This is a genomic window from Sessilibacter sp. MAH1 (genome assembly GCF_054658315.1).
The window spans coordinates 154,007-166,333 of record NZ_BAAGIC010000001.1 but is presented as its reverse complement, the minus strand read 5'-3'; the positions used below and the strand labels follow the sequence as shown (position 1 = coordinate 166,333).

The 12,327-nt window shown below is 41.0% G+C and carries 12 protein-coding genes; 5 read left to right on the top strand and 7 right to left on the bottom strand.

Annotation, left to right across the window (positions count from 1 at the left end; genetic code table 11):
- Positions 1 to 496: 496 nt before the first annotated feature.
- From ACYQ28_RS00690 to ACYQ28_RS00665, 6 genes are all read right to left on the bottom strand, one after another.
- Positions 497 to 1,003, bottom strand: a complete 507-nt coding sequence (locus ACYQ28_RS00690) for a type VI secretion system amidase effector protein Tae4 (protein ID WP_460047344.1) — start codon at positions 1,001 to 1,003, stop codon at positions 497 to 499.
- Between the two features lie 135 nt (positions 1,004 to 1,138).
- Positions 1,139 to 2,017 (bottom strand): restriction endonuclease, encoded by an 879-nt coding sequence (locus ACYQ28_RS00685; protein ID WP_460047343.1) that lies wholly within the window; start codon positions 2,015 to 2,017, stop codon positions 1,139 to 1,141.
- A 129-nt stretch (positions 2,018 to 2,146) separates the two neighbouring features.
- A complete protein-coding gene (locus ACYQ28_RS00680; protein ID WP_460047342.1) occupies positions 2,147 to 2,815 on the bottom strand; it encodes a hypothetical protein in 669 nt (222 codons plus the stop codon).
- A 425-nt stretch (positions 2,816 to 3,240) separates the two neighbouring features.
- The gene (locus ACYQ28_RS00675; RefSeq protein ID WP_460047340.1) at positions 3,241 to 3,870 is read right to left on the bottom strand and encodes an energy transducer TonB; all 630 of its coding nucleotides are present in this window, start codon (positions 3,868 to 3,870) and stop codon (positions 3,241 to 3,243) included.
- Between the two features lie 319 nt (positions 3,871 to 4,189).
- A complete protein-coding gene (locus ACYQ28_RS00670) occupies positions 4,190 to 5,662 on the bottom strand; it encodes a TonB family protein (RefSeq protein ID WP_460047338.1) in 1,473 nt (490 codons plus the stop codon).
- A 247-nt stretch (positions 5,663 to 5,909) separates the two neighbouring features.
- Positions 5,910 to 6,299 carry a BlaI/MecI/CopY family transcriptional regulator gene (locus ACYQ28_RS00665; protein WP_460047337.1) on the bottom strand — a complete coding sequence of 130 codons (390 nt, stop codon included), beginning with the start codon at positions 6,297 to 6,299 and terminating at the stop codon, positions 5,910 to 5,912.
- Between the two features lie 194 nt (positions 6,300 to 6,493).
- On the opposite strand from ACYQ28_RS00665, the gene ACYQ28_RS00660 reads away from it, so the two are divergent.
- The 5 genes from ACYQ28_RS00660 (at position 6,494) to ACYQ28_RS00640 (ending at position 11,879) form a co-directional block, all read left to right on the top strand.
- Positions 6,494 to 7,501, top strand: coding sequence for an ArsR/SmtB family transcription factor (locus ACYQ28_RS00660; RefSeq protein WP_460047335.1), 1,008 nt, complete (start codon positions 6,494 to 6,496; stop codon positions 7,499 to 7,501).
- A 3-nt stretch (positions 7,502 to 7,504) separates the two neighbouring features.
- Positions 7,505 to 8,659 carry a methionine adenosyltransferase gene (gene metK / locus ACYQ28_RS00655; RefSeq protein ID WP_460047333.1) on the top strand — a complete coding sequence of 385 codons (1,155 nt, stop codon included), beginning with the start codon at positions 7,505 to 7,507 and terminating at the stop codon, positions 8,657 to 8,659.
- Positions 8,660 to 8,675: 16 nt separating this feature from the next.
- Positions 8,676 to 10,067 carry an adenosylhomocysteinase gene (ahcY, locus tag ACYQ28_RS00650; protein WP_460047332.1) on the top strand — a complete coding sequence of 464 codons (1,392 nt, stop codon included), beginning with the start codon at positions 8,676 to 8,678 and terminating at the stop codon, positions 10,065 to 10,067.
- Positions 10,068 to 10,279: 212 nt separating this feature from the next.
- Positions 10,280 to 11,122 carry a methylenetetrahydrofolate reductase [NAD(P)H] gene (gene metF / locus ACYQ28_RS00645; RefSeq protein ID WP_460047331.1) on the top strand — a complete coding sequence of 281 codons (843 nt, stop codon included), beginning with the start codon at positions 10,280 to 10,282 and terminating at the stop codon, positions 11,120 to 11,122.
- 13 nt (positions 11,123 to 11,135) lie between these two features.
- Complete coding sequence (locus ACYQ28_RS00640; protein ID WP_460047329.1) at positions 11,136 to 11,879, top strand: 16S rRNA (uracil(1498)-N(3))-methyltransferase; 744 nt, start codon at positions 11,136 to 11,138, stop codon at positions 11,877 to 11,879.
- Position 11,880: 1 nt separating this feature from the next.
- Here ACYQ28_RS00640 and ACYQ28_RS00635 read toward each other — a convergent pair whose 3' ends face one another.
- Positions 11,881 to 12,285: a GFA family protein gene (locus ACYQ28_RS00635; protein WP_460047328.1), complete on the bottom strand. Its 405-nt coding sequence runs from the start codon at positions 12,283 to 12,285 to the stop codon at positions 11,881 to 11,883.
- Positions 12,286 to 12,327: the final 42 nt, after the last annotated feature.

Sequence of the window (12,327 nt, the reverse complement as noted above, 5' to 3'; positions counted from 1 at the left end):
TAAAATATGACTTTTTCGAACAGGATATTGAGAAAAAAGCAAAAACACAGAAATAGCCAATGCTATCTACCAAGGAAAAGAAACAACACTTATCAAAACTCCGAAAACGGAGAAACCTCTCATGGCCCACTTGGTTCGGTTTTTCCGAGCGTCATCAATCAATATACGAGGAATACCTTTTCCCATCTAGTCTTAGGAAATACGGTATTATATTTACTCATATACATCTCCCATAAACACAAAACCAAGCTCCGCAGTGAGGACAGATGCTACATCGATTATGCCTTTTTTCTATTTGCCAAAACTATAAGAAACAACGAAAGCAATGAGCTTACGAAAAAACCCAGCAGAACATAAGTAAAAATGTAGGGTGCATTCTCCATTCGCTGCGATTCATGCAAATATGGAAACGATAATTTATTATAGGAGTATAAATAAATTCCAAAGTTTAATGATAGCGTAAAGAGAACTAATAATGAATTAACTAGTAGTTTTTTCATTTTATCTCCCAGAACCATATTTCCTTACTTTTGTTGAGGTCAGACACAACCCCAAAAAGCTCATAAATTGATCGCATAAACATACCGCTGCCAGTAATTTCATTTTTGTTCCATAGATCAATATGATCTCCACTACGATTGTCGAAGGTTTCTCTACCTCTCTGCCAATAATCTTTAAAAAAAATAACCCCGGTTTTACCTTTAAGTGCGGTTTGAAAAGAGCCAGGCGCAACCTTAACCATTTTTGACATTCCTATTGGGGTTCGGCTTTTTAGGCCGTTTGCTAGCTCCTCGGCCAAAAGGATGTGCTTCTTGCCTGAATGAGACCAACAGCGATTTGCTTTGATAAGACTAAGATCTATACCTGACTTTATAAAACATTCGCTAAGCATTATTGCACAATAGTCACTAAATGGATCATTACTATCTTTTTGCTTGTTTGTACATCTCGCCTTTATATTCTCTTTTTTAGGAAAGTTTTTCCATAATGTTTCAAAGTTCATATACTCTTATTCCTTTTTTCGGATTTTTTATAACGCTAAAAACACTGGCGCAGTGAAGTAGCTATTATGGTATCAGCCTAGCGCACCACAATAGCTGCGGAGCGTAACTGCGTCCACGTGCTTGCCTTTAAAACATCAATTGAGATCCCTCACGCGAATGAAAGGCCGACCAGTTTCCGCTGCTCGACGCACTTTTTTTGATAGAATAGACTGAAATGAATGCCTGCCCAATAATATTTCACTTAAATCTAAACCATCCATGCATATCAGACTTTTGCCGGTTCCAAATGCCTGGAGGCCATCTTCAGTAAAGCCGCTATTGCTAATAAATAATCCTCTAGACCACGAAGCCTTATCTTCTACCTTTGCATTAAAAGCTCTAAGATCAGAAGCATCAATTTGCTGATTCGTCCACTTGGCTTCTAGCAAATATGTTTCGCCCATCAATTCAAAACTTCCATCGATTTGCTCACCTACAAGACGGAAAGATGCTCGGCCAGACAAACCACAAACGTCGAATAGTTCCTTCAAGAATTTCTCAAATGCATAACCTCTTGGCTGTGGTTCAAGATTACTCACCTCCATCAGCTTGGCAAGTAACTGATTAGCTAAGAGTTCGTCCATTTTCTCATAGTGTGGAGTCTGCCAATTAGAAGCCTTTTGTTTTGCTGGCTTGCCACCAAGCTTTTCAATGAGCTGCCAAAATTCAGCGATATACTGAGGGTTCTCTTCTTTAGCTCCCCCTCGCTTCCTTTTAATTTCTCTGTATTCCCATAGCGCGTTAACAACTTTTAACGCTTCTTCTTTAGTAGCTTGTCTTAGATAACTTCGAAGACGCTTAGCTTTGCTGGTACCAACATCGCAATATTGGTCATTATCTATATCAATACTTAACTCATCTACAAAGAACTCGGAAAATGTTCTATTTGAGAAGTCTAAGACATACCCACCTCCCATCTCGAACACGTAATCAAGTAGATCGTAGTCCAGCTTTTTTAAGGGATTCTTATTCATTACTGCGTACTATTCATTTAGCCTAACGCTAAGCTAAGCGGCACAAAAAAGTTGTGGTAAAGTGAAGCGAGCCACAACTTTTTATGTCCGGCGTAGCCCCCTCAGGGTGAAGCGAATTTGAGCATTTTGTTAGTTATTTTTAGTAATTTCGTATTCTGGTCTACCAATAATGTCAATTTCAAGACCTTCAACCTGCAATTTGTGCAACCACATCGATTCCAACGTATCCGCCGCATTATCAAATTTTTCAGCCGTCTCAATAGAAGAATAAGAGATTATCGTTTTATTAGATTTTGGATAGAATGCGAAATGATTCGGAACATTTTCGGGCAGTTCGGTTATTTCTGAAACGGTTAACGGTTTGGCATGAGCTAGTGCATTTCTAAATTGCCCAATTCTTTTTATTGTTTGCCATGGTTCAGCAGAATAGTTGACATTCATTTTCATGAACTCAGAAATCAATGTTACTTTTCCAATAAATGACATTGACTCGAAATGAGTCCAATGAGGGAAAAGTTGACTTCCATAGAGATTACACAATGCCTCAACTCTAAATGCAGAGAATACCATAGACGGTAAAAGCCAACGGAAACGAAAACCGTCTTCCTCCTCTTTTGCTTTCATCAGTTGGTTAATCGCGATTGAACCTAAGAAGTGATGCTCAGAAATCATACGAGTAACTTTGACGGTTTTAGTCTTCTTTTCCATATCAAGCAATACCCATTTTTTCATGAAAATAGCCAACAATTTTATAGATGTCCTAACGGTGCTTTCTCCCACATTTGCCGTCACAGCCATATCTATCTCAAGTAAATTTTTCCAAACGCTATCTCGAAATCTTTACTTGGTCAATGTTTGTATCTATTTGGCATTTAATTCATCTTTTTTTAATTTCCACACCACTGAATATTAAAAATATCGCCAGTTAATTAATTGATCGTCATTTATTTTTAAGATGTTTTAGGAAAGCTATTTAGAAAATGGCGGGCTTTATGTGTTTTAGGAATTTCAATAAAATTAGAAAAGACTTTTAGAGTGCGGCAACTAAATATTCTGTTTATAAAATTAAACTGAATACCGATTAATTGAGAAGCTTTAGCGACACAAATCTGTGTCGCTAGTTTAAAGAGTGGTAGGTAATTGCAACTTAGAAGATTGTTGATTTATTTTCTAGCTTTTGCCCTCTGATTAATTTACAAGAAATTAATCAGAGGGTTTTAAAGCTATTTTTCAATGGTAAATCGTATTCTTTCAACAATAGGCCCGAAGGTATTAACGCCTTCGGTTTCTTTTGGTTGAAATTTCCATTTTTCTACGGCGCTTAGTGCCGATCCTTCAAAATAGCCTTTGGGTTCTGCGCGAATTACGGTAACCGATTCGGTGTAACCAACCGGTGAAACAAAATATTGTACGTCTACAAATCCTTCTATGCCGCGACTCAATGCATTTCGGGGATAAACCGGCGAGGCTGAAAGACGTTTTACCGGTGCACCGGTGTTAAAGTCGATACCAAACTCACCATCAATAATTGGTGGTGGCGGCAAAGTCACGAGAACATCAATGACTGAGGTGAGTGTAGTTGTAGGATTAATCGCTCGCTCAATAACCGGTGGCGGTGTTATTTCTTCGGGTGGTTTTGGTCGCGAGTATTTTTCTTCAACCGGAGGCGGAGTATCAAAAACCGCGACCACATGAACAGGGCCGCCTTCGTTTTCAATCGGTTTATCATTAAAGGCAACCAACCTCACCATTAACAATAGCAGCGCGCAGGTTAATATCACACCTGCAAACACAAATGCCAACCACTTTAAAAACTGTTCAAACATCCATGGAGCTACAGATACCATTTGCATAAATTCGCCTCAAAAAAAAGACATAGGAAGGCACCGGCATTAAAAACACCGAATAGAAAACAATAGAATTAAAAACAATAGAATTAAAAACAATAGAATTAAAAAGCTTTTAATTAAGCGAGCGACAGCTCAAGTAATAAAAATGCAACGAGCCAATTAATGAACCTTTGATTAACTCATCCATGATTTAATCAGAGGACAAAAATTGAAAATGCGATTTCCAATTTCTTCACAATTTCAATCACTTACCGTTCTTGAAATTGGCGACACTTCCTTGTGTCGCGAGAAACTCCAGGTTAGTCAGAGTTTCCTAGATACATTAAATATCAAAATAAAAACTTAGTTTTTTAAGACCGGAATCGGTTTTGTCAAACCAAAAATCGTCTAGTACAGCGAGTACAGAATTTTCAAACACGCCCATAGGATTTGCATCGGTAATGCGAGCGTTAAATACGTGTCCTTGCTCATCGATAAAAAACTCAACGCTTACCTCGCCAGACAGTGAATCAAATCTGGCCTGCTCTGGGTATTCGGGCAGTAATAGACGCGTGGGCAGAAAGCCCGCCACACGAACATTTCCTGCTGGGAAAAGCAGTGAGTTATCAAACGCCGCGGGTATAAACTCTACCCGCGTTAGTAATTCTTCAATTGGTATTTTTGAATTTATCACCGGCAGGTCGTCACGGTTATCAACATAAGAATTTGATAATAATTTTTTGGGAACGGTAATTTCCAGAATATCCTTTTTTTCGAATTCAGATTTTGCATCCAAATCGATATAAAGCGTTTGCACCGGTAAACGCTCTGTCGCTACCAACTGCCCATTATTTTGCGCCGTAAACTTCACGTTAATAATGATCAGTGGAGATAACACCAAGGCCATTATTACGCTTAACACGCAAAGCGATCTTGCAGAAACCGGCCCGCGATCAACATAAGACGATAACACTCGCACCACGCGCTGAAAAAAGTCTGAACTGGTTTCACCCGATGTAATAGCCTTACCAGCGGTTTGTGCCTGAGCTTTGGCGTTTAGCGACAATAACAATTGCGAATAGATTTTTTTGGGCGATTGCTGATTAGCAGCCATGCTTTCAACCAAATAATCGTCACAGGCAAGTTCTGCCAAAACTTCGGCTTTTTTACGAATCTTCCAAATCGGCGGTAGCCACCAAAATAGCGCGCACAATAAAAACAAGCATTCCGACTTAAGCCAATCGCGCCGTTTGATATGAGCGATCTCATGATTAAGTATACATAATTGCTCTTGTTCGCTAAGCTGCAAGAATGCATCGCTGATTACCAAGCGATTTTCGCCCAATAAAGCATCACCCCACACGTAAGCAATGTGATTTTTTACGGTGGTTTTTTTAAGATTTACATTGCGCAAACCATAGTGTTTTACCAATTTGTTTATGTTTTCGGTAAGAGTACGAGGCCCAGAATTAAAAGGTCTTTCGTTGTGAAACAGGTCATATAAACCAAGCCAACGATAAAACAACAGAAAAAATGAAATAAAACTGAATACTGCAACTACTAAAATTTCGTGTTCGGTAAATTTGCTTAACGGATAAAAAATAACCTTATTAGCAACAGGCAATTGCAAATTGATAGAGACTAAATGTAATGCTGAAAACAATATCGAAACTGGAATAAAAAATAACGATAAACAAATAATGCTATGACGAAAACTGGCCGATTCTTTTTTTAAATCCGACAAGATCGCGCCAATTACCACGCAAATAAGCAAGGGCTTTAACACAAAAACGATAAACAACTCGCCGATCAGCATAGCAACTTCCTGTGTAGCTCTATTGTTGTCGAACAGGGTTATTATTCTTCAGGTTTATTAGTAAGAATTATTAGGAACCTCTGATTAACTCATCTATGATTTAATCAGAGGACAGAAATTGAAAATGTGATTTCCAATTTCTTCACAATTTCAATCACTTACCGTTCTTGAAATTGGCGACACATCCTTGTGTCGCCGGAAACTCTAGGTTAATCAGGGTTTCCTATGAGTTATTAGTTAAGAGTCATTAGTCTTTAAGCTTGTCGATCTCTTTTTCAAGCACGGCAAGCTCTTCTTGCGTTAGCGTATTTTTGTTGTTGCCCAATAGTGCTTTCACCGCATCAACCGCCGAGCCGCCAAAAAAGGTTTCTACCAAGCGCTTCATAGCTGAAGCGCCCGCAGCCTTTTTATTATCGAGCGGAAAATACCGATAACGATTTCCGTCGCGTTCGGCGCGGATTTGTTGTTTTTCAACCATACGATTGAGCAACGCGCGCACCGACGAATAGCTGGGTGGATTATCAATTGCCTCTAACACGTCTTGCACAGAACCGCCGTCGAGCTGATAAAGCGCATCGAGTATTTGCCGCTCGCGTTTGGAAAGATGTTTTTCGGTTGAAGGGTTATGTTCACTCACAATTTACGCCATTCAATTTTAGAGGTTGAAATCGTCTACGTCACCAAAGTGCTAATTTTTTAGCATGTGCTAAAAAATTAGCACAACAGTTTGTTTTCTGCAACCATTGATTGCAAAACGATCAATATCTTAGGGACGACTAATCTATATCAAAATATTTTGATATAGATTAGGTTGGGTGCTACACTTCAACAATGAATGCCACCACCGATATTCCCAACGCCCTTGATGATTTGTCGCTACTGTTAAAAGCAGCGTCCGATCCTTTGCGTTTGCAAGTTTTACGGTTGTTGGCTCAAGACTCTTACGGCGTTTCTGAACTGTGTCGAATTTTTGGCGTGCGCCAGTCTGGCATGAGCCACCATTTAAAAATTCTGTCGCAAGCCAATTTGGTAACCACTCGCCGTGAAGGTAATTCGATTTTTTATCGCCGCGCTCTTGCGAGCGGTTTTAATTGTGCGCATTTACGCAATGAATTGTTTGTCGAGATCGATCATTTATCGGTTAGTGATGAAGTTGAAGACCAATTAAAGGTCATTCGCGCAGAACGTGTTAGCAGTTCTAAAGAGTTTTTTAATCAAAACAGCGAGAAATTTCGCTCACAACAAGACTTAATCGCAAGCTATCCCGTCTATTGTGAGCAGGTTAGTGAATTAATTCACAAAACTAAATTACCTAGCCAACGTTTAGCGATAGAAATTGGCCCAGGTGAAGGCGAATTTTTAGCGATACTTTCCCAAAATTTTGACGCCGTGGTCGCGGTAGACAATAACCAAGCCATGCTCAATAAAGCGAAAGTAAATTCAGAACTGCAGAATTTATCGAATATTGAATTTATTCTCGACGACACCAGCAATATAGAGAACTTCGTTGATGTAAATTCGGTGGATTTAATTGTTGCCAACATGGTTTTTCATCATGTGCCATCTCCGGCAAATCTATTCAGCAATTTAGCGCGAATATTAAGGCCTAATGGTGCATTGGTTATTACCGACTTATGTTTGCACGATCAGAATTGGGCAAGGGAAGCCTGCGGCGATATTTGGCTTGGATTCGACCCAAACGATTTATCTCAGTGGGCCAATAACGCCAATTTAATAAATGGCCAAAGTATTTATTTTGCTTTGCGCAACGGTTTTCAAATTCAAATTCGACAATTTGAGAAAAATTCAAACGCACCTATCGCGTTTTCGAGGAAATAATTTATGTCTGAATATTCCGTATTTACTTCCGAGAGTGTCTCGGAAGGTCATCCCGATAAAATGGCCGATCAGATTTCTGATGCCGTTCTAGACGCGATATTAAAAGACGATCCCAATGCACGTGTTGCCGTAGAAACACTGGTAAAAACCGGTATGGCAATTGTTGCGGGTGAAGTTCGAACCAACACCTACGTTGATCTTGAAGATTTAATCCGTGAGGTTATTTTAGGCATTGGTTACGACTCCAGTGATGTGGGTTTTGATGGCGCAAGCTGTGCTGTTATAAATGCGATTGGTAAACAATCATCAGACATCGCCATGGGTGTTGATGAAGCTGAAAATAAAGATCTTGGTGCCGGTGACCAGGGTTTAATGTTTGGCTTCGCCACCAACGAAACCGACGTGTTAATGCCAGCGCCAATTTATTACAGCCACCGTTTGGTTGAGCGTCAGGCGCAATTGCGTAAAGACAAAACCTTGCCGTGGTTGCGTCCAGACGCAAAAAGCCAAGTCACTTTACGTTATGAAAATGGCAAGCCCGTTGCGATCGATGCCATCGTATTATCAACCCAACACTCGCCTGACATTTCGTTAAAAGATTTACGCGAAGCCGTTCTTGAAGAAATTATCAAACCGGTGTTACCCGCAGAATGGTTACACGCAAAAACGCTGTATCACATTAACCCGACGGGTAATTTCGTAATCGGTGGCCCTGTTGGTGATTGTGGTTTAACTGGCCGTAAAATTATTGTTGATACCTACGGCGGTATGGCACGTCACGGCGGTGGCGCCTTCTCTGGTAAAGATCCTTCCAAGGTAGACCGTTCTGCTGCCTATGCTGGCCGATACGTTGCCAAAAACGTAGTTGCCAGTGGTCTTGCCGACAAATGTGAAATTCAAGTTTCTTACGCTATTGGTGTTGCTGAGCCAACGTCAATTTCGATCAATACTTTTGGTACCGGCAAAATCAGCGATGAAAAAATCGTTGAATGTGTGCGCGAACATTTCGATTTACGACCACGCGGTTTAATTGAAATGCTGGATTTAAAACGCCCAATTTATCGCGCGACAGCTGCTTACGGCCATTTCGGTCGTGAACTTCCAGAATTTACCTGGGAAAAAACCGACAAAGCCGAAGCTCTAAAAGCCGCACTGTAAAAAGGAATCTATTGTCATGAACGCTATTGCAGATTTTACCGATTATAAAGTTGCCGACATTAATCTGGCCGCGTGGGGCCGTAAAGAAATTGAAATTGCTGAAGGCGAAATGCCAGCATTAATGGCTTTGCGTACAAAATATCGTGAGCAACAACCTTTAGCTGGCGCTAAGATTATGGGTTGTATTCACATGACCATTCAAACCGCGGTTTTAATTGAAACCTTGGTTGATCTTGGCGCAGAAGTGCGTTGGTCGTCGTGTAATATATTTTCGACTCAAGATCATGCCGCAGCCGCAATCGCAGCAGCAGGTATTCCTGTGTTTGCCTGGAAAGGCGAAACCGAAGAAGAATTTAACTGGTGTATTGAGCAAACCATTCTAAAAACCACCGGTTCTTCTGAAACCTGGGACGCCAATATTATTTTGGATGACGGCGGCGATTTAACCGCGATGGTTCACGAAAAATACCCACAAATGCTGGATAGCATTCACGGCATTTCTGAAGAAACCACTACGGGTGTTCACCGTTTGTTAGAAATGATGGAAAAAGGCGAATTAAAAGTACCAGCCATCAACGTGAACGACTCGGTAACTAAATCGAAAAACGACAACAAATACGGCTGTCGTCATTCATTAAACGATGCCATCAAGCGCGGTACCGATCACTTGCTATCGGGTAAAAAAGCCTTGGTTATTGGTTACGGTGATGTAGGTAAGGGCTCTGCTGCATCTTTGCGCCAAGAAGGTATGATCGTTAAGATTACCGAAGTTGATCCTATTTGTGCGATGCAAGCGTGTATGGATGGCTTTGAGGTTGTTTCACCGTACATCGACGGTGTGAACACAGGTAACATCGATTGCATTAATACCACATTATTAGCCAATACAGATCTTGTGGTGACCACCACCGGTAATGTAAATGTGTGTGACAAAAACATGTTACAGGCGCTTAAAAGCGGTGCTGTTGTTTGTAATATTGGTCACTTCGATAACGAAATCGATACGGCATTTATGCGTAAAAACTGGGAGTGGGATGAAGTTAAACCACAGGTTCATAAAATTATTCGCAACAGCGAAACCAACGATCATTTGATTTTATTATCTGAAGGTCGTTTGGTGAACTTGGGTAATGCCACCGGCCACCCTTCACGCATTATGGACGGTTCTTTTGCTAACCAAGTATTGGCGCAAATGTATTTGTATGAAGCAAAATTTGCGGATCTTCCTGCGGCTGAAAAAGCAGAAAACATTTACGTTAAAGTTTTACCGAAAAAACTCGACGAAGAAGTTGCTGCCGATATGGTTAAGGGTTTTGGTGGTGTGATTACTCGCATGACCCAAACCCAGGCCGACTACATTCATGTAAACATTGACGGCCCGTACAAACCAGAATCGTACAAATACTAAAAAAACTTGGCTTTCAATAACTGTATAAACCTCTGATTAACTCATCCATGACTTAATCAGAGGCTCAAATGCATCATTATTGTTAATTTATGAACATAATGATTTTAAAGTTAGCAGAAAGTATTTTATTTTTTGCAATGAATAACTAAGCACAATAACTACGCACAACAACGCAGAATTTTTTAATTCTGTCTGCCAGCAGGCGAGAGATCATGGACAATAAATTCCGTTTAAGCTTTGAGTTTTTTCCTCCAAAATCTGGAAATGGCAAAGATAAATTAGTTGAAGTAAAAAACCAGTTAGCCCGTTACAACCCAGAGTTTTTTTCAGTTACTTACGGCGCTGGCGGTTCTACTCGCGACAACACTAAAGACATCGTCTGTGAATTTGTTAGCCATGGTCACGCGACCGCACCACATTTATCGTTTGGTGGTGACACCGAAGATACCATTGCTGCGTTGTTACAAGAATACAAAGATGCCGGTGTGAAGCGTATTGTCGCTTTGCGCGGTGACATGCCTTCGGGTATGGGTGGTGCGCATCAAATGGTTTACGCCAATGAACTTGTGGCGTTTATTCGTGAAAAATTCGGCGATCATTTTCATTTAGAAGTTGCTGCCTACCCAGAGATTCATCCCGAAGCCACCAGCTACGATGCTGACATTCGTTATTTAAAGGGTAAATTTGACGCCGGTGCAAACAGCGCCATTACCCAGTATTTCTTTAATCCAGACGCGTATTTTTATTTTATCGACCAATGTCAGCGCGCCGGAATTGATAAGCCGATTTATCCGGGCATTATGCCAATCACCAACTTTGTTAAGCTGGCTCGTTTTAGCGATAGTTGTGGTGCTGAAATTCCACGTTGGATTCGTAAAAAATTGCAGTCCTACGGTGACGATATTTTTAGTATTAAATCGTTTGGTATCGATTTAATTTCTGATTTGTGTGAAACCCTGCTCGATAACGAAGCTCCGGGCCTGCATTTTTACACCATGAACTCAACCGAACCAACCACGGCTATTCTTAACAACCTAGGTCTCGACTGCGACTGATTGATTCTGCCAAATGCGTGTACCTAGAGTTTACATCGAGCCCAATCAAGCCAACCTGTCTGCGGCTTCAAATTCTTCCTTGAATTTAGAAGGGCAGACAGCCCATTATTTATTGAAAGTTTTACGGCTTTCGGTGGGCCGTGAAATTGTCTTATTCGATGGCCAAGGGACTGAAGCGCAAGCGATAATCAGTTCTGCACAAAAAAACACGCTCACGGTTACTGTTGAACAAGTAGAACGTATTTCTAAAGAATCATCGCTATACACTCATTTGGGTATAGGCGTGTCTCGCGGTGAGCGGTTTGACTGGGTTTTACAAAAAGCTACCGAGCTTGGTGTTTATGAAATAACACCGCTATTAACCGAACGTGTTGAAGTAAAAATAAAGCCCGACAGAGCCGATAAAAAATACTCGCACTGGCAGCAAATTATTATTAGCGCCTGTGAACAGTGCCAACGAAATACACTGCCCATTCTTCACGATCCCCTGCCTATCGAAAAATGGCTTGAATCCAATAACAGCGCTCGAAAATTTGTGCTCGATCATCGCGGCGCCGCTGCGGATTTAAGTGCACAAAAACCCGAAAGTCTGTCGTTATTGGTTGGCCCAGAAGGTGGATTGAGTGAATCGGAAATTGCACTGGCTATTGAGCATAATTTCCAATCAATGCAATTAGGCCCGCGAGTATTGAGAACCGAAACCGCGCCTATTGCAGCATTGAGTGTGCTGCAATATTGCTGGGGCGATTTTGGTTAAATTAAGAAGGAAAACCGTCGAATTTTTTGGCTTGAAAAGATTCGTCGTGCCACGCCATTCTTTCTTGCCAAAAAATATTATCTTGCGGCTTCAGAGTTGGCTGCTCATCGAGACAACCTACTGGAACGATCAGGTGTTTTCCGTCAACGGTTGTAAACGGTAAACCGCTACCGCACTCGGTGCAAAACACCGTTGTGAATTGCCTGCCGGGATAATCGAATCGTTTTATTTTATCTTCACCGCTCAACCAACGAAGGTTATCGGGGCGCGTAAATGCGTTGGCGGCATTCGATGAGCCACTGATTTTTTGGCACTGAGTACAGTGACAAAGATGAAAATCGTAAAAATCGTCTTCAAGTTCGAAGGTAACGGCTGAACAAAGACAACTACCTTTTAGCGTTTTCAAAGCTAAAACTCCTGCGCTCGTTAACTTTTTGCGATTCTTAGA